Origin of the sequence: Klebsiella sp. X13, assembly GCF_003323835.1 — a bacterium.
Taxonomy (GTDB): Bacteria; Pseudomonadota; Gammaproteobacteria; order Enterobacterales; family Enterobacteriaceae; genus Klebsiella; species Klebsiella ornithinolytica.
In genome coordinates this window covers 3,450,613-3,468,344 of sequence record NZ_CP030874.1, presented here as the reverse complement: position 1 = coordinate 3,468,344, position 17,732 = coordinate 3,450,613, and the positions used below count along the sequence as shown (strand labels likewise).

12 protein-coding genes, 1 tRNA gene and 4 pseudogenes are annotated in these 17,732 nt (G+C 49.8%); 13 read left to right on the top strand and 4 right to left on the bottom strand.

What is annotated here, in order from left to right:
- The first annotated feature begins 100 nt into the window (after positions 1-100).
- The 5 genes from argF to DSD31_RS16485 all read left to right on the top strand — a co-directional run bounded on the left by argF (position 101) and on the right by DSD31_RS16485 (position 6,127).
- On the top strand, positions 101-1,039 hold the full coding sequence (gene argF, locus DSD31_RS16505) for an ornithine carbamoyltransferase (protein WP_032688622.1): 939 nt from the start codon (positions 101-103) through the stop codon (positions 1,037-1,039).
- Between the two features lie 91 nt (positions 1,040-1,130).
- A complete protein-coding gene (locus DSD31_RS16500; protein ID WP_032688480.1) occupies positions 1,131-2,582 on the top strand; it encodes an APC family permease in 1,452 nt (483 codons plus the stop codon).
- A 33-nt stretch (positions 2,583-2,615) separates the two neighbouring features.
- On the top strand, positions 2,616-3,467 hold the full coding sequence (locus DSD31_RS16495; RefSeq protein ID WP_048023114.1) for a dimethylarginine dimethylaminohydrolase family protein: 852 nt from the start codon (positions 2,616-2,618) through the stop codon (positions 3,465-3,467).
- Between the two features lie 133 nt (positions 3,468-3,600).
- Entirely contained in the window at positions 3,601-4,527 is a 927-nt protein-coding gene (gene arcC, locus DSD31_RS16490) for a carbamate kinase (protein ID WP_032688479.1), read from the top strand.
- Between the two features lie 193 nt (positions 4,528-4,720).
- Complete coding sequence (locus DSD31_RS16485; RefSeq protein WP_048023111.1) at positions 4,721-6,127, top strand: sodium:solute symporter family protein; 1,407 nt, start codon at positions 4,721-4,723, stop codon at positions 6,125-6,127.
- Positions 6,128-6,233: 106 nt separating this feature from the next.
- Here DSD31_RS16485 and DSD31_RS16480 read toward each other — a convergent pair.
- Positions 6,234-6,593, bottom strand: a pseudogene (locus DSD31_RS16480) (DDE-type integrase/transposase/recombinase); the annotation flags it as partial.
- A gap of 186 nt (positions 6,594-6,779) precedes the next feature.
- Here DSD31_RS16480 and DSD31_RS16475 point away from each other — a divergent pair.
- Positions 6,780-7,763, top strand: coding sequence for an alpha/beta hydrolase (locus DSD31_RS16475; RefSeq protein WP_080694460.1), 984 nt, complete (start codon positions 6,780-6,782; stop codon positions 7,761-7,763).
- A 92-nt stretch (positions 7,764-7,855) separates the two neighbouring features.
- Here DSD31_RS16475 and DSD31_RS26345 read toward each other — a convergent pair.
- From DSD31_RS26345 to DSD31_RS16460, 3 genes and pseudogenes are all read right to left on the bottom strand, one after another.
- Positions 7,856-8,127 (bottom strand): annotated as a pseudogene (locus tag DSD31_RS26345) (IS30 family transposase); the annotation flags it as partial.
- Positions 8,124-8,300 (bottom strand): annotated as a pseudogene (locus DSD31_RS26500) (integrase); the annotation flags it as partial. The pseudogenes DSD31_RS26345 and DSD31_RS26500, both read right to left, overlap by 4 nt.
- A 263-nt stretch (positions 8,301-8,563) precedes the next feature.
- Entirely contained in the window at positions 8,564-9,346 is a 783-nt protein-coding gene (locus DSD31_RS16460; protein WP_113991189.1) for a hypothetical protein, read from the bottom strand.
- Between the two features lie 146 nt (positions 9,347-9,492).
- On the opposite strand from DSD31_RS16460, the gene DSD31_RS16455 reads away from it, so the two are divergent.
- From DSD31_RS16455 to DSD31_RS16430, 7 genes and pseudogenes are all read left to right on the top strand, one after another.
- A tRNA-Ser gene (locus tag DSD31_RS16455) sits at positions 9,493-9,580 on the top strand.
- 607 nt (positions 9,581-10,187) lie between these two features.
- Positions 10,188-10,802, top strand: coding sequence for a TetR/AcrR family transcriptional regulator (locus DSD31_RS16450; RefSeq protein ID WP_004860265.1), 615 nt, complete (start codon positions 10,188-10,190; stop codon positions 10,800-10,802).
- Between the two features lie 73 nt (positions 10,803-10,875).
- Positions 10,876-11,985: an efflux RND transporter periplasmic adaptor subunit gene (locus DSD31_RS16445; RefSeq protein ID WP_015584704.1), complete on the top strand. Its 1,110-nt coding sequence runs from the start codon at positions 10,876-10,878 to the stop codon at positions 11,983-11,985.
- On the top strand, positions 11,982-15,068 hold the full coding sequence (locus tag DSD31_RS16440) for an efflux RND transporter permease subunit (protein WP_032717642.1): 3,087 nt from the start codon (positions 11,982-11,984) through the stop codon (positions 15,066-15,068). The genes DSD31_RS16445 and DSD31_RS16440 overlap by 4 nt, the downstream gene beginning before the upstream one ends.
- Before the next feature lie 562 nt (positions 15,069-15,630).
- Positions 15,631-15,744, top strand: a pseudogene (locus tag DSD31_RS26495) (helix-turn-helix transcriptional regulator); the annotation flags it as partial.
- A gap of 48 nt (positions 15,745-15,792) precedes the next feature.
- The gene (locus tag DSD31_RS26645; RefSeq protein WP_369974016.1) at positions 15,793-16,704 is read left to right on the top strand and encodes a helix-turn-helix transcriptional regulator; all 912 of its coding nucleotides are present in this window, start codon (positions 15,793-15,795) and stop codon (positions 16,702-16,704) included.
- Positions 16,705-17,118: 414 nt separating this feature from the next.
- Complete coding sequence (locus DSD31_RS16430) at positions 17,119-17,697, top strand: hypothetical protein (RefSeq protein WP_004860277.1); 579 nt, start codon at positions 17,119-17,121, stop codon at positions 17,695-17,697.
- Positions 17,698-17,732: the final 35 nt, after the last annotated feature.

Here is a 17,732-nt window from a genome sequence, read left to right as displayed (position 1 = left end):
TTTACCCCATAGTTTTTATCTTCTACGCTCAATCCAATGCGAGATGACTTGACGTTTGATAACTGGATTACCGTTACGTTCACGTAAGGAGATGCAGAAAATGAGAGATAAATTCCGGGGCACACATTATCTGGCAATGAAAGATTTTACAGCGGAGGAGATCAGATATCTGGTAGACCTCGCAGCGGATCTTAAGCGGAAATGGACAATGCGCGAGCCACATGAATACTTGCGTGGGAAAACCTATGGAATGATTTTTGAAAAAAAATCTACCCGTACCCGCAACTCGTTTCATGCTGCGGCAACTGCATTAGGCGCTCAGTCTGTGTATCTACGCCCTGATGAAATGCAATTAAGCCGAGGAGAACCCATTAAAGATACAGCCCGAATTATTGATCGCTATTTTGATGGCTTATATATCCGCACTTTCGGCCAGGAGATTGTTGAAGAGTTTTCTAAATATATGAAAAATCCTGTTATTAACGCTCTGACGGCACTTGAGCATCCATGTCAGGGGCTGGCAGATCTGCTAACAATCAAGGAGAAAAAAGGGGACTGGAAAGGGGTTAAAGTTTGCTATGCAGGCGATGTTTACAACGTCTGCCACTCTCTCATGATCGGATCTGCAATGTTCGGGATGGACATTTATGTCGCAGCACCAAAAGGCTATGCCCCTGCCGCCGAAATTCTTGAATGCGCACAAAAACACGCGGCTGCCAGTGGTTCCAGGGTAATTGTCACTGAAGACTTTGACGATGCGCTGAGGGATGCTGATGTGGTTTATGGCAACACCTGGCACAGCATGGGAGAGAATGAAGCACAAAAAGAGAAGCGTATTCAGGACTTTATGCCGTACCAGATCAATGCGCAAGCAATGGCGAAAGCCAATAAGAATGCAATTTTTATGCATTGCCTGCCTGGGTATCGCGGAGAAGACATGACGGATGAAGTCATCGAAGGCGCGCAATCTGTTGTCTGGGATCAAGGTGAAAACCGGATGCACACCGTGAAAGCGGTACTGGTTGCTACTTCATATTAAAGTAATCCCTCCCTGCAAACCCGTAGAACTGCTGCATGACGACAGGCAGGTATGTGGGGAGGGACGGCATGTCTTTAGACAGGAGTCTGATATGAGTCAATCTGCGGAACCTGCAAAAAGCAATCTGAATAAAGTAATTACTTTCCGGGGATTCCTCGGTATGGGCATCGGGTGTGTATTTGGTGCATCATGGCTGGTTCTGACTGGTGTATGGTTAGAAACAGCTGGGGGGCCAGCAAATGTCGCTATCGCGATTTTGCTGTGTCTGCTTATAGAGCTCCCCCTGGCACTCGCCTATCTGGAGGCAATTTCTACAGTCCCTTTGGCTGGAGGAGAAGCTGCCTACTCGTATCTTGCTTTTGGTAGTTTTGCTGCAATGCTTGCCGGCTGGTTTGGTGTGCTGGTCAATATTATTCTGTGTGCCTGGGAAGCAATCGCTATTACAACGATGTTGGGTTATCTGGCCCCTTCATTAAAAACACTGTTTCCTTTGTATACCGTCGGTTCAAGTGTGGTTACCGGCCCATTCTTACTGATAGGACTCACTTTAGTTGTAGTAATCGGTCTCATGCAACACCGTGGTGTGAAAATGTCCTCGACGTTGCAAACGGGTATTACTGCAACAGTGCTGACACTAGTTATTGTCTCCCTGGTGGTTTGTTCATTCTATATTGATGTGAAAAACCTGGCGCCAGTACAGAGTCGGCCTACAGTAACGGGCGTTATCGCACTACTGGCATTACTACCTTTCTCTATTGCGGGTTGGGAAACCATTGCAAAAGGAGCAGAAGAAGCCTCTGCTACATTGAGTCGCAAACGAACGGCACTGGCTCTGATTATCTCCGTGGTATTTGCAACCTTTATGTACCTGATTACGATGTTAATGCCAGCTGCAATCGTGCCATGGCAATCTCTGATCAGCATGGATATACCTTTTGCCCATGCGTCAGCAAATGTCACTGGGACATCTGTGTGGGGTATATTACTGACGGCAGCTGCATGCTGTGGTGTCGTAGGTGTTTATAATGCCTGTTTCTATGGTGCTACACGCTTGCTGATGTACTTGAGCCAGGTCGGATTGATCCCCGCTGCATTTTCCCGACTGCATCCTGTATATAAAACACCAACGACGGCGATTATCTTTGTCTCTTCTATTGCGGGAGCGGCATGTTTTCTGGGCAAAGCCGTATTTATTCCACTTGTGACCGTCGCTGCGTTTTCCTACATTGTTCTGTGGGGATCAACCCTCTTCTCGATCATTCGATTACGTAAAACCCGTCCTGATTTACCTCGCCCATTACCGATGCCTGGCGGGAAGCCTGTCATGGCCATTGGCGTAGTGATGACCTTATTGATGGCTTGTGCAATGTTAGTTCCAGGCAGCCCTGCTGCGCTGAAGTGGCCGTATGAATATTTATTACTGGGTTTCTTCCTGATTATCGGTATCGTCCTTTATATGCTCCGGGATAAGTCTATCTCTGATGAAGAACAGGCCCGGCGTATTCTGGAAAATATTTCAGAAAGAAAAAAGGATAAAAGCTGAGAGAGTAATATCGCCTCGACTAAGGAGTCAGAAATGAAAAAGAATTATGTGAAAAATGCGACCAACCGTTTAAAAAAAGTATTGCTTTGCCCTCCAGAATATTTTTCTTTCCAGCCTATTAATGTCATTACAGAAGACTGGCTGGAAAAAGGGGAACAAGCCGATCTTAAAGCATTTAAACGCGAGCATGCTGAGTTTGTGCAAGCCTACCGTGAAAATGGGGTAGAGGTAGAATTGATGAATCCTCATTCAAGCCTGCCTTACGAAGTCTATGCTCGTGATTTTGGTGCCTGTGTTAAAGAAGGCTTTATCATGGGGAAATTTCGTGAACCCTGTCGTACAGGTGAAACAGAACAGTATGAAGCAAAAATGAAAGAGCTTGGAGTACCCTGTATTGCTCGTTGTACTGCAGGTGCTTTCGAAGGCGGAGATTTCTGGATGATTGACGAACACACAATCGCGCAGGGTGTCGTCGCAAGAACTGACTTTGATGGATATAAAAATATAGAACGTCAGATGTGGGAGCTTGGTTATACCATGCTACCTGTGTTTTGCAAACGTGAGAACCTGCATCTGGATATGTGCTTTAATATTGTCGCTGAAAAAATTGCGGTCGTATGTAAAGAAGCCTTGCCTTACGAGTTTATTAATCTTCTGGAACGACGAGGCTTTACACTCATTAATGTTCCTCAGGAAGGTGTTTTCAGACATCACTGTAATCTCCAGGCACTGGGTGATGGCAGAGTTCTGACATTTGAAAATAACCGGGAAGTTAATAAAAAAATGCGTTCACTTGGTATAAATACAATTGAAATCAACCTTGAACAGATTCTAAAAGGTGGTGGTGGTCCGCATTGTATGACTTTTCCACTTGAAAGAGAATAGCTGAATTAAATAAAACCTCTGGATAAACATAACTGGTGAGCGGCACTGGGAACGTATTGTCTCGCTCACCACTATATTTGAAATCAGTAGAGGTTAACCTGTATATCACTATACTTTTTAAATGGAGTAAAGAATGAAGATCGCGATTGCTCTAGGCGGTAACGCATTATTACGTCGTAATGAATCTATGACTGCAGAGAACCAAAGGAGCAATATTGAACTTGCCTGCAGAGCCATTGCCCGTCTAGGAGAAAGGCATCAGCTAATATTGAGTCATGGCAATGGCCCTCAGATTGGGCTTCTATCTTTGCAGGCAGATGCCTATGCAGATAAGTTGGCCCCTTATCCATTTGATATTCTCGGAGCTGAAACTCAGGGCATGATTGGTTATCTGTTCGCACAAGAGCTACGAAACGCGATGCCATCAAGCGAAATAGCTGCTGTTCTGACACAGGTTGAGGTGGATGAAAACGATCCTGCTCTTAAAAACCCCACTAAATTCATTGGCCCTGTATATACAAGAGAAGTAGCAGAAATTATAGCTCAAGAGAAAGGATGGACGATAAAGCCCGATGGGCAGTATTACCGACGGGTAGTACCCAGCCCGCGACCGAAATCTATTCTTGAAATCGCTTCTATTCGTGCACTTGTTGATACAGGTACGGTCGTTGTTGCATGTGGCGGTGGGGGGATCCCAGTAACGATTAAAGATAGCATGGGAAAAGGGCTTGAAGCCGTCATTGATAAAGATCTTTGTTGTGGCCTGCTGGCTGATGAGCTGGACGCCGATCTTTTAATTCTTGCTACTGATGTGAAATGCGTGTTCATCGATTTTGGAAAACCGGAAGCCAAAGCTATTCAGGCAGCTAACCCCAAGGCACTCGCTGCACTGAGCTTTTCTGCAGGTTCAATGGGGCCGAAAATAGAGGCAACGTGTGAATTTGCATTGAAAACGGGTAACAGGGCAATGATTGGTGCTTTGGATGATATTGAACGCATGGTCGCAGGGTATGCAGGAACAACAATCAGCAATGATGTTGACGGGATTATTTTTTACTGAATTTTTGATAATACATAGAGTTACCAGGTCTTCCTGTCGGAGTAAATAAATAGAACGATACTCCTGTATTAGAGATTGATGACCTTAGAGCAACAGCCAGGTTTGCTGACAACGCAATGGAGTACCCCTGAAGAGTAAGGTTGATTTCTGCTGATGGCCTGGATGCATTCCCGAATCGTAAGAGGGAGGTATTATGGCAATTGACATCATTATTATCGCAATCTATCTGTTAGTTATACTCGGTGTCGGCTGGTTGGGTTGGTTCAGGGCAAAAACCAGGGATGATTATGCGGTAGCCGGGCGTCGGCTAGGACCTGTATTGTTTACCAGTACTATGGCTGCAATGGTCATCGGAGGCGCATCCACGGTTGGAACTATTGGCTTAGGTTATCGTTATGGTATTTCCGCGTTCTGGCTACCAACAAGTTTAGGCGTTGGCCTGATAGGTCTCAGCCTGTTAATGGTTTCACCATTAATCCGTCTGAAGCTGCACACAGTCACCCAGGTATTCGATCTACGCTATAGCCCTTCGGTAAAAATCGTCGGCAGTACTGTTATGATGATCTATGATTTTATGGTTGCAGTGACGTCCATGATTGCTATTGGTAGTATTCTCAGTGTTCTTTTCAATATATCAATGAAGTGCAGCATATGGTCAGGTGGTTCTGTTGTCGTATCATATGCAGTTCTGGGAGGAATGTGGTCTTTAACCCGAACGGATATTTTGCAATTTGTACTGAAAACTGTTGGTTTACTTTTTATCCTGATGCCGGCCAGCATTATGCATGCCGGAGGATGGAGATATATCGTAGATGTACTGCCTGACAGTTACTCCAGCCTGACAGCAATTGGGTGGCCTACTATTGCAACGTATTTTGTTATTTATTCTCTTGGTATTCTGATTGGTCAGGATATCTGGCAGAGAGTATTTACTGCACGTGATGAGAGAGTGGCGAAATGGGGCGGAGTGTGCGCTGGAATATACTGCATAGTTTGGGGAGTGATGGGCGGAGTCATTGGAATGTCAGCGCGTGTCTATTTACCCGCCCTTGAGAACCCTGAGTCAGCATTTGTTGAAGTAATACAGATTGTACTTCCTGTAGGTATTAAAGGTCTGGTCATCGCAGCAGCACTGGCCGCACTCATGTCCACCACAAGTGCTTGTATGATGGCAACATCAACTATCGCTGTTTATGATTTATACGCTGCTGTTGCGGGTAATGAAAAGTGCACCATCAGTATAGATCGTTTCTCCACATTCATTGTTGGTTTTATCATGTTACTGGTTGCCAGTATGATTGGGAGTGTTATTGCCGCATTAACCCTGGCTTATAATATTCTGGTTGGCGCGTTACTTATCCCCTTAATAGGTGCTGTCTTCTGGGGGAAAGCATCTTCTGCCGGAGCTATTTCCGCAATTATCTTAGGTGGCATAACGGTGATTGTCTTTATCATTCAGGATGGTTTATCGGCAAACACCCCTATATATTATGGGCTGATTATCAATGTCATTGCGTTTATTACTGGCAGCCTGATACGGCCTGATCCTGAAACCCGACCACCACTTTCGCGATTACATCGCGGAAGTGGTGACCATTAGTTGATAACTGGGTGTTGCGTGACTCCAGGGGTCAGTTTGGAAAACGAAATTTTTGGGCAATGTTGCAAAGTTCGTGATGAGGTAGCCTTTGGTGGTATTGAAAAGTTTATCTTTCAAAGACTCTGCTCACCAGGCGCATCTCGTCCAGGGGATACCCAAAATAAAATGATTCGGCCTGACCTTTTCGTAGTGCACGCATCACTTCACTCCCTTTGATTGTGGCGCAGGCCGTCTTCATAAACCCCTGTGTGACAGTGATTATCCTTTTCAGCTTACCGTGGTCGCATTCAGGGACGTTATTCCGGTACTTAATATGACGGTGTTTAACGTCAGGCGGACACCGGCCTTCGCGTTTGAACAGCGCGAGCGCACGGCCGTATGTCGGAGCTTTATCCGTGTTGATGAATCGCGGGATCTGCCACCTCTTCACGTTGTTGAGGGTTTTACCCAGGAATCGGTATGTAGCGGCACGCTGAATTTGGCCACCTGAACAGGGTGGTCAAGGTTAGTTCCCTGACCCAGGCCTGCTAATTTGTCCACTCCGTACCAACAGCGGACTTTTCTAACGCCGCTGATGTATTAATCAATGGAGAGCAGACCATATTTATAATATAAATTGACAGGTACGCTGAGTTTTACAGGAACATCACCGATGAATATTACCGCCTCCATTGCCCTTTTGAGCGCTTGCCCATTTGTAAGTCTGGCGGCAGTGCCGGTGACCTTTTCCGAAACTCTCCTGGATGCCGCTGGGCCAAAAGGTCCTTTGAAAGGTACGTTACTCACCCCAAATTCAAAACCAACCGACGTTGTTCTTATCGTTCCAGGCTCCGGGCCGACGGATCGGGATGGAAACAATCCACTTGGTGTGAATGCATCTCCTTACCGACTTCTTGCTGAAGGCCTGGCTGCAAAAGGCTTTGCAACGCTTCGTATCGACAAACGTGGAATGTTCGCTAGCGCAATGGCCGTCGAGGATGCTAATGCGGTGACGATTGCTGACTATGTTGACGACGTTCGATCCTGGGTAAAAGTGCTTAGACGTCAGATGCACACTCCCTGTGTTTGGGTTTTAGGACACAGCGAAGGAGGCGTAGTCGCACTTGCCTCGGCTCATGAAGAGGATGTGTGCGGCGTGGTTCTTATCGCAACGCCCGGGAGGCCGATGGGCGAGGTGTTGAGGGGGCAACTTAACGCTAATCCGGAAAACGAAATGTTATTAAAGCAGGCACTGCCGATAATTGATGCTCTGGAGCATCGGCGGCGGGTCGATATTACGAATATGCATCCAACACTGCAAAATCTCTTTAATCCTGCGGTTCAGGGATTTTTGATCAATGCGTTTTCATATAATCCAGGTCATCTCATTTCGACCATTTCTAAACCCGTGTTAGTGCTACAAGGGCAACGCGATCTTCAGGTGGAAGAAACTGATGCAAGACGGCTTAAGGCCGCCAATCCTCAAGCGTCCCTGGTAATACTGCCTAATATGAACCATATTATGAAAGAGGTGACTTCGGACGATCGCAAGGCGAATATCGCTTCATACGTTGAACCAGCGCTCCCCTTAGCTCCCGGTTTAATCGACTCGATTGAACATTTTCTGAACCACAGCTCACATTTCACCGAAAAATAACAGTTGCTCCGATCCTGGTGTCCTGCCAAAAAAATATTTACTTTTTAAAAATTCGCATGCCTTGAAGCATTCGTCTGCTTTTCGCTGTGAGTTCAACCGATGGATGCAACATACTTATTGAACTGTTCTGCAGGTGATTCAGAGTCTAGCGTTTTTCTCGGCCTCTCGTTGAGCTGCCTGGCAACATTGTTAAGCTTCTGCTGGCTGTGAACCGATAAGTCAGTTCCTTTGGGGAAATACTGCCTGAGTAATCTGTTGTCATTTTCATTTGAGCCACGTTACCAGGGGGATTGAGGATCACAGAAGTAAACCTGAATATCTGTGGCTACAGTAACCGGGTATGGCTGGTCATTTCCGCTCCCCGATGCTGGCCTGGCGCCGTTTTTGCGTCACAGGGCTAACGTAACGAAAGATCCAATAACCCCGGCCTTTGGTTGCCCTTGTTGGGTTAAGTGTAAGCCCAATTACACCACCGTGAGGCAGGGCTTTGTCGCCGGGCTTGATATGCCGGGGTTTGGTGTCGGTCAGAATTGCCATGTGGAGTCTCATTTCATTATCTGCTGGCACAACAAAAGCGTTGTGCCATTTATACTGAGATACTCCAGGTTTGGGTTGGAATGAATTGGACCGAATTGAAAAAAATATCTATAAATCAATATAGTTATAGTTTGTATTGGATTGCCATGGATTTGAGGATGGCGGAATCTTGCTGTCAGGGCCTGGTCTTGTCACTGCGCCAGCCCATCATAGACTCAGCGTAACGTGTGCTATCCAGCAGAGGCTTTGCTTGCACCCAGCCATCATTGACTTCTTTTTGCCAGGATTCTCCCCAGCTGTTTATAACCTTCAGAACCTCTATGCACGGATTTCCGCTGGCATTTCATCGGCACGGTAAGTTTAACCACGAAGTCGCGATAAGTAGGTTCCCGCATGAGCCTGAGAAAACTGACCGACTCCTGTTTTATATTGGGAAATATTTTCTTTAAGGTTGAGAATGCTGTTTTGTGAGTATGAAAAAAATTCTCAATGCATGCCTGACAATTAAAGTTTATTTTTTGAACTGTGTTTGTGAGGTTTTCGTAAATATTATAAACCTGATTCCACATTGTATATTCCCGAATACCACCATCATCGTTATCGGCGAAATCAGGCATCGTTTTATCTTTTGACGAGCACTCCAGTGATGGGTTACCGAACGCGACATATGCGGCATAATTTAAGGCATTTATTGCACTCCCGCCTTCATCTGCAAGAGGCTCATGACTTCCTGAATCCTCTTCACCAAAAGGTTTTACCAGCCCGTAAGGTGAAAAAATCTTGTCTGGCGTATAGCGAGTACAATCCTCAGGTAATTTGAGGCCGTTTTCTGCAGTAAGCATGACTGCCGCAGAGGCGGCGTAACAGATCCCCCGGCCACCCTGTGCATGCACGTTGGGTAAGTTAGTGACTTCACTCAGATCGCTTTGCACCACATATTCTTTCGACGGTGGGGTGAATGCCGCAAATGCAGGATATTGAGCCGATGCTTCAGAGGGGAGCAATAAAATAAACGCCAAAATAGCTAAGGCGTTGACCCTTTTCATATCGGCGAACCTTCTCTATGGGCGCCGTTGTAAATAACGATGTTAGCGCATTGCTCGTTTTTTGCGCCATTGCGAGAGAAACCTCCGCGTTCGATAAATTCCTGCTTTACATGGCGCTAAGAGGTGTTTATAGTGCGCGTCATTCTGGAAGCGTGGCCGAGCGGTTGAAGGCACCGGTCTTGAAAACCGGCGACCCGAAAGGGTTCTAGAGTTCGAATCTCTACGCTTCCGCCAAATAAAAAAAGGGGTTACCGAAAGGTAACCCCTTTTTGCTTTGGGGTCGTTTCCCCATCAGTAACATCGCCTCCATTGTGAGGCGCTCAGGACGCCACGCTCTTGACCCTGCTGCGCCGGGGCCGCGAACTGAGTTCCGGGCCGTTGTCTATTCGCCGTTTCCCGGCATCACCCGTTCATCAAGTCTGCTATCAGGCGCCAAAAGTAGAGCATCCTGCTCAGCGATAGTGACTATCTTGCCTGGCCCGGAATAACCCCTCCCAGGGAACTTATCTGTTATGGATAGATTGCAACGCATCGCCTTACTGCTTGCTCGCATTGATGAAAAGCAGAGACCATTCCTGCGGGGGCATTCACTTCTGTCATTGAGATAAGCTTTCATATAGGGATTCGGCACTTTTATTGGCAAAGGTATTTGTCTGGTACAATTTCGGTACTGGAGCATTCGAACCGATCCGCCAGCATATCCCGCAGCGAACAGATGCGCTGCGCAGGTAGCGTCGCCGGCGAGGATAACATTGCGCGACCTTGAAACTAGCCGGAAAGGTGACTAAATTCCAATGTGGTCACAAATTTCAATCAATGGCTATCACGCTAAGCTGAAAAAATGACTAAGAATATGAACGTCCCATCATCACGTGGTCCACTTGATCACAGCGTCCGAGAGCAAATTGTCGAAGCTGCTTTTGAGCATTTCGGCCACTACGGCTACGAAAAAACCACCGTGGCAGAGCTTGCTAAATCTATAGGTTTTTCAAAATCTTACATCTATAAATTTTTTGATTCTAAACAGGCTATCGGCGAGGTGATCTGCGCTAACCGTCTGTCGTTGATCATGGAGGCCGTGCATTCGGCAATAGCCGATGCGCCGTCAGCCAGCGAGAAACTCCGTCGTCTCTTCGGGGCGCTCACCGAAGCGGGGAGCGAGCTGTTTTTCCACGATCGTAAGCTTTACGACATTGCCGCCGTAGCCGCAAGGGACCGGTGGCCTGCGACGGAAAAGTATACAGAACATCTGATGAAGCTGATTGAGGGCATTCTGCTTGAAGGCAGGAAGAACGGGGAGTTTGAAAGAAAAACGCCGCTGGATGAAGCCACGCACGCGGTATATCTGGTGATGTGTCCTTTCGTTAACCCCGTCCAGCTGCAGTTTAATCTCGAAGCGGCTCCCAAAGCAGCGGTACTGCTTTCTTCACTGATTTTAAGAAGCCTGGCCCCCTGATTTGTGACCATTGACTTTATTGGTCACTAGTCTGAGAATGCGGATACCATTCTGCTAATGCAATAAGGTTCCCATGCTCAGGCTTAATTCAGCCCGCCTTGCCGTCTGCCTCCTGCCGTTCATCCTGGGGGCCTGCGGCGACAATTCCGCTAATGACGATCCGCGCACGCGGCCGCCGCTCGTCAGAGCCGGGTCCGTTGAACTCGCGAACACCACTTCCCGGAGCTTTACCGGCGTGGTGGTAGCACGAACGCAAAGCGATCTTGGTTTCAGGGTGCAGGGTAAGATCCTCGAACGTTTTGTGGATACTGGCCAGAGCGTTAAACGTGGTCAGCCATTGATGCGACTGGACCCTGTTGACCTGAAGCTGCAGGCGCTGGCGCAGCAACAGGCCGTTGATGCCGCCAGGGCACGCGCAAGAAAAGCAATCAGTGATGAGGCGCGCTATCGTGGCCTCGTTGCCTCTGGCGCCGTATCCGCGTCAGAGTATGACCAGATTAAAGCGGCGGCCGATTCGGCTAAAGCGGAGCTCAGCGCCGCCCAGGCTCAGGCAAACGTGGCGCAAAACGCGACGGGCTATGCCGTGCTGCTGGCCGATTCCGACGGCGTGGTGATGGAGACCCTCGGCGAACCCGGTCAGGTCGTCAGCGCCGGACAGGCGGTGATCCGGTTGGCGAGAGCGGGGCAGCGCGAGGCGCTGGTGCAGCTACCGGAGACGTTGCGTCCCGCCATCGGCAGCGAAGCTCAGGCTACGCGCTATGGCAACGAAACAGAGCCTGTCGTTGCCAGACTGCGGCTGCTTTCGGATTCGGCCGATGCGACGACCCGCACATTCGAGGCGCGGTACGTGCTGGAAGGGCCGCTGGCGAACGCCCCGCTGGGGTCGACCGTGACGCTGCAAATCCAAAAAAATAGCGGGGAGCGCCCGGTGATGCAGGTTCCGCTGGCTGCTCTGTACGATGCGGGCAAAGGGCCCGGTATCTGGCGCATTTCCGCGCGGCCGACAAAGGTCGTCTGGCAGCCGGTGAAGGTGCTTAGCGTAGGTGCGGAAGCGGTGCAGGTGACTGGCGATCTGCGGCCGGGCGAGAAGATTGTGGCGCTAGGGGCGCATCTTCTGCATGAAGGCGAGTCTGTCCGACTTGCTGAACCACGCGATGCTGCCCATGCGGGGAGCAAACCATGAGCGCAAAACGCTTCAATCTGTCAGCGCTTGCGGTGCGCGAGCGCTCGATCACGCTGTTTTTGATTATTCTGATTACGATAGCCGGTATTTATTCGTTTTTTGGCCTTGGGCGAGCGGAAGATCCGCCCTTTACGGTCAAACAGATGACCATTATCAGCGTCTGGCCAGGGGCGACCGCGCAGGAAATTCAGGATCAGGTTGCCGAGCCGCTGGAAAAACGTCTGCAGGAGCTCAAATGGTATGACCGTACGGAAACCTATACCCGCCCCGGCATGGCATTTATCACGCTCTCATTGCAGGACAGCACGCCGCCATCTCAGGTGCAGGAAGAGTTCTATCAGGCGCGAAAAAAGCTTGGGGATGAGGCCAAAAATCTCCCCGCTGGCGTGACCGGGCCGATGATCAATGATGAATTCGCCGACGTGACTTTCGCGCTCTTTGCGCTGAAAGCGAAAGGGGAGCCGCAGCGCCTGTTGGTTCGTGATGCCGAAACATTACGCCAGCAGCTCCTGCACGTCCCTGGCGTGAAGAAAGTCAATATTATCGGCGAGCAGGCTGAACGGATTTATATCTCTTTCTCGCATGAGCGTCTGGCTACGATGGGACTCTCTCCGCAGGATATTTTCAATGCGCTTAACAGCCAGAACGCCTTAACCCCGGCGGGCTCCATCGAGACTCGCGGCGCGCAGATCTTTATTCGCCTCGATGGCGCTTTCGACGAATTGCAGAAGATCCGCGATACGCCATTTATCGCTCAGGGTAAAACGCTCAAGCTATCCGACGTGGCAACGGTGGAACGAGGTTATGAAGATCCTCCCACGCTGCAGATTCGTAACCAGTCTGAACCAGCGCTGCTGCTCGGTATTGTCATGCGCGAAGGCTGGAATGGTCTGGCGTTAGGTAAAGCGCTGGATGCCGAAGCGGCAAAAATCAATGCGGCTATGCCGCTGGGGCTGACCCTGACGAAAGTCACCGATCAGTCGGTGAATATCGGCGCGTCGGTCGACGAGTTCATGATCAAATTCTTCGCCGCCCTGCTGGTCGTTATGATGGTCTGTTTTGTCAGCATGGGGTGGCGCGTGGGCGTTGTGGTCGCGGCGGCGGTCCCCCTGACGCTGGCGATTGTTTTTGTGGTGATGGAAGCCTCCGGTATCAACTTTGACCGCGTCACCCTCGGCTCGCTTATTCTTGCTCTCGGCCTGCTGGTCGATGATGCCATTATCGCCATCGAAATGATGGTGGTGAAAATGGAGGAGGGCTACGACAGAATTAAAGCTTCGGCCTACGCCTGGAGCCATACCGCCGCGCCAATGCTGGCAGGAACGCTGGTGACAGCCATTGGCTTTATGCCAAATGGTTTTGCGCAGTCTACGGCCGGAGAATACACCAGCAATATGTTCTGGATTGTCGGCCTCGCCCTGATCGCCTCGTGGCTGGTTGCCGTTGTTTTCACGCCGTATCTGGGCGTGAAGATGCTGCCGGATATTGTAAAAGTGGAAGGCGGCCATGCCGCGATCTATAACACGCCGCGCTATAACCGCTTCCGCCGTATGCTGGCCCGCGTTATCGCAAGCAAATGGGGAGTGGCCGGTTCCGTCGTCGCTATTTTCGTTCTGGCCGTTCTCGGAATGGGGCTGGTGAAAAAACAATTTTTCCCCACCTCTGACCGGCCGGAAGTTCTGGTCGAAGTGCAGATGCCCTATGGCACCTCGATTGGGCAGACCAGCGCAGCGGCGGCCAAAATAGAGGCGTGGTTGCAAAAACAGCCGGAAGCGAAAATTGTTACCGCCTACATCGGCCAGGGCTCACCGCGCTTTTATCTGGCGATGGCCCCCGAGCTACCCGACCCGTCGTTTGCCAAAATAGTGGTGTTGACGGACAGCCAGCAATCACGCGATGCGCTCAAACTTCGACTGCGGGAAGCCGTCGCCAGCGGACTGGCGCCAGAAGCGCGCGTTCGCGTAACGCAACTGGTGTTTGGCCCGTATTCACCTTTCCCGGTGGCATGGCGGGTGATGGGGCCAGATAGCGATAAATTGCGCGACATCGCCGATAAGGTTAAGGCTGTGCTGCAGGCAAGCCCGATGATGAGGACCGTCAATACCGACTGGGGGACAAAGGTACCAGCCTTACATTTCATCCTCGATCAGGACCGTCTGCAGGCAACCGGTTTAACGTCGAATGCCGTGGCCCAACAGCTCCAGTTCCTGTTATCGGGTATTCCCATTACCTCGGTACGGGAAGATATTCGCTCGGTGCAGGTAACGGGGCGCGCCGCCGGTGATATACGTCTGGATCCGGCGAAAATTGAGGGGCTTACCCTGGTGGGCAAGGCGGGACAGCGCATTCCTCTGGCGCAAATCGGCGAGGTGGAGGTGAGAATGGAAGACCCGCTACTGCGTCGTCGCGATCGAACGCCCACCATTACCGTGCGGGGGGACATTGCCGATAATCTTCAGCCTCCGGACGTTTCTGCCGCCCTCATGAAGCAGCTACAGCCAATTATTGATTCGCTCCCGCCCGGATACCGTATCGACATGGCGGGCTCGATTGAGGAATCGGGCAAAGCCACTCAGGCGATGGCGCCGTTGTTCCCCATCATGATTGCCCTGACGCTGCTGATCATCATTCTGCAGGTACGTTCAATGTCAGCCATGGTGATGGTGTTTCTTACCGCTCCGCTGGGGCTGATCGGCGTGGTTCCTGCGCTGCTGCTTTTCAATCAACCGTTTGGCATCAATGCTCTTGTCGGGTTGATCGCGCTTTCGGGGATCCTTATGCGTAATACGCTGATTCTTATCGGCCAAATCCATCATAACGAGAGGCAAGGCCTCGACCCGTACCATGCGGTGATAGAAGCTACGGTACAGCGGGCAAGACCCGTACTCCTGACGGCAATGGCCGCTGTGCTGGCGTTTATTCCCCTGACCCATTCGGTGTTCTGGGGGACCCTCGCTTATACGCTGATTGGCGGAACGTTAGGGGGCACCATCATGACGCTGGTCTTCTTGCCGGCGATGTATGCGATCTGGTTCCGGATCCGTCCTGAGGTTCCGTTCCATTCGATACGACCACAGGCGTAAACGGTATTTCTTCTCATCGCGCGCGACCGACCAGGAGGGGAGGAGACCTCAGGCTCCCCCCCGAACGGGGAGGGGTATTTTTGTGATGCAAGTCATAAAATAACCCCCGGTTATTGTGATGTTACTTGCATGCAATGGATTTGAATTTGAATCGACCCGCTCTATCTCTGCGGGTTTTTTTTTTCTTCCCGCGAGTGCTGACCGGCGATCGGCTGCACGTCAGGCGGATTCAATGGCCGAAACCAGCACCGAATCCAACACATTCCAGCCAACGCGTTCTTGACCTTGCGCCAGGGATTCACTCATCCATCGCTGGGCTATAGGCCGCTGAGCGAGAACATCTGTCTGGCGCAGGCTATTTGCGCTTTTCCAGATGATGCCCGCCAGATAATGCTATCGCCACGAGTCTTGCGCCATGCCTGACGTCGTAAAACTCACGGGATCGGCGTTGTTGCTGTATTTCCCTGTCAGGATTGCCATGATTTATCTTCCGGGTCTATGCTGAATGAGCAGGCATCATGTGCCGTCCAGGCAGGTTAAACACTGATTAACAGGTGTTGTTATGGCCACTGATCCGGAACTGATTTATCTTGAGATCCTGGAAACTATCCTGATGGCCACGCTGGATCCCCAGCTGTGGAAACTCGCGCTGCAGAAGCTGTCGTTCCTGACAGGTCATCAGTACGCGGCATTACTTTTTTATGATAAAGGTAATGCGCATCTGATGACCGATTCCTTCCTCTTTGAAGAAAAGGTATTTACGGCCTACCGGGATGTATTTCTGGCCATTGACCCTGCTGAAAAAATACTGACGGGGCTGCCTGTCGGGCAGATGTACAGGGACAGGGAGTTTTTAGGCGATAAATTTATTGCTAACAGCATTTATTACAATGAATTTCATCACCCGAATGACCTGAATTATCTGACCAGTGTCAAGCTGTGTACCGTCAACGGTTATTCCACCTATTTATCGCTGATGACAGCCAACGATGCCGCCTATCCGCAGTCTGCACAATTTGACGTATTTCGGCGGCTCATCCCGGCGTTAATTACCGCCAGTCAGCTTCACGCCAGATTTGAGCAACTTCGTGACACGATTGAGTATCAAACTGCGATTATGGATAACGGTATTTACCCGGTCTGGCTGGTGGATCGTAGCGGGAAAATTCTTTACGCCAGTGCCCATGCCGAAAGTTACCAGCGTGCGAGCGTCCGGTTGGTCTGGTCTGCCGGCGCGGATACACTCAGTCTGGATACTGACAGCAAAAAACTGAAACATGCCATCGAACAGGCCACGCGAACCGGGGCGCCCCCCCGGGCGGGATTGTGCTACACCACCAGACGCCCTGCAAAACCGATCCTGGTGCTTCCGGCCTCCCGTATTCCCGGAGTCGCCTGCATTATCATCCCCGAGCCTTTCCTCAGCGGCAGCGCCTTAATGGAGGTGTTTGATGTTAAACCCGCCGAGAATGCGGTGGCAGAACTGCTGGTCAGGGGGATGACCCCGGATGAATGCGCCCTACATCTGGGCGTATCCATCACCACCATCAGAAGCCATCTCAGTGCGCTGTACCGGAAAACACATACCCGAAATCAGTCCGAATTGCTGCTCATTATCCGGGCCATTCACGGCTGATTTATTTCACGCACTCCTTCATATGAATGAGTGAGAGTTGCATTCCCGCCATTATACTCATGCTTATACGGCTGACCGGATTTTCACTACCGTCATTCATGCCGGCAGTATATCCGTGTCTGTTTACGGGATGCGGGAATGATGTTTTATCTTTATCTGACCGTCTTACTGTTTTTAGCGCGCCGGGTTGTGTTTGGTGTGTGGAATTTGATGAGAAATAACCTGAAACGTCTTTCGTTCATCATTCTGACATCACTGCTATCGGCGTGTGGTTCTGAACAGGCGCGAAGCACGGAACCCCGGAATGGCGAAAAGAAGCGAGATCGCATCCTGTGTAACGGATGTCATTATATGAATGACGCTATCTTCACATGTCAATAATAAATGAAAGTTATATTGATGAGGAGTGTATTTATGTTTTCTCGCAAAACATACTGGTCAGCACATGCAATATGCCTGCTCTTTTTTTCTGCTTCAGTCCTGGCCGGGGAACCATCAGCACAGGGGCAGTATCTGTGTGAGGAAAATTACAGATGTATTTTCTTACCTGTCATACTTTTTATTGTCATCTGCGGTACGCTGGTTTCTATTTTAGTTATCCGCCGCTCTCTTCCTGAAACGTGGTCTTTGGCGGATGCGCTTTCTGAAGATGTGGAGTTATCTGCCGTCACTGAAGTTAAGGAAACAAAAGATGGTATTGATACAGTGACCAAAACACCGCTTTATGACCCGGCAGGCAAACCTGTTCTGGAAACCGTAATGAAAGCCAGCTCGAGTCGACTCATTGCACTGACAGGAATGCTGGTCATTTTATTTATGTTTATTGGTTTTGGGTCCTTAATATTACTTGATTATGGCATGACTGGTAAAATATCAAGTCCTGAATCCGTTGGCGAGATTATTAAATTCCTGTCTGCCGGGATGACATTATTTGCACCATACCTGGTGAATAAGTTCTCTTCTTTGTTTCAGAGCCTGTCCTCAAATAAATAGAGACGAAATCGCGTCTCTGCAGTAATAAACCCATG

Excerpts from the sequence above, each read along its gene's own strand:
- argF (WP_032688622.1), top strand. The coding sequence starts at position 101 with ATGAGAGATAAATTCCGGGGCACACATTATCTGGCAATGAAAGATTTT.
- DSD31_RS16500 (WP_032688480.1), top strand. The coding sequence starts at position 1,131 with ATGAGTCAATCTGCGGAACCTGCAAAAAGCAATCTGAATAAAGTAATT.
- DSD31_RS16495 (WP_048023114.1), top strand. The coding sequence starts at position 2,616 with ATGAAAAAGAATTATGTGAAAAATGCGACCAACCGTTTAAAAAAAGTA.
- arcC (WP_032688479.1), top strand. The coding sequence starts at position 3,601 with ATGAAGATCGCGATTGCTCTAGGCGGTAACGCATTATTACGTCGTAAT.
- DSD31_RS16485 (WP_048023111.1), top strand. The coding sequence starts at position 4,721 with ATGGCAATTGACATCATTATTATCGCAATCTATCTGTTAGTTATACTC.
- DSD31_RS16475 (WP_080694460.1), top strand. The coding sequence starts at position 6,780 with ATGAATATTACCGCCTCCATTGCCCTTTTGAGCGCTTGCCCATTTGTA.
- DSD31_RS16460 (WP_113991189.1), bottom strand. The coding sequence starts at position 9,346 with ATGAAAAGGGTCAACGCCTTAGCTATTTTGGCGTTTATTTTATTGCTC.
- DSD31_RS16450 (WP_004860265.1), top strand. The coding sequence starts at position 10,188 with ATGACTAAGAATATGAACGTCCCATCATCACGTGGTCCACTTGATCAC.
- DSD31_RS16445 (WP_015584704.1), top strand. The coding sequence starts at position 10,876 with ATGCTCAGGCTTAATTCAGCCCGCCTTGCCGTCTGCCTCCTGCCGTTC.
- DSD31_RS16440 (WP_032717642.1), top strand. The coding sequence starts at position 11,982 with ATGAGCGCAAAACGCTTCAATCTGTCAGCGCTTGCGGTGCGCGAGCGC.
- DSD31_RS26645 (WP_369974016.1), top strand. The coding sequence starts at position 15,793 with ATGACCGATTCCTTCCTCTTTGAAGAAAAGGTATTTACGGCCTACCGG.
- DSD31_RS16430 (WP_004860277.1), top strand. The coding sequence starts at position 17,119 with ATGTTTTCTCGCAAAACATACTGGTCAGCACATGCAATATGCCTGCTC.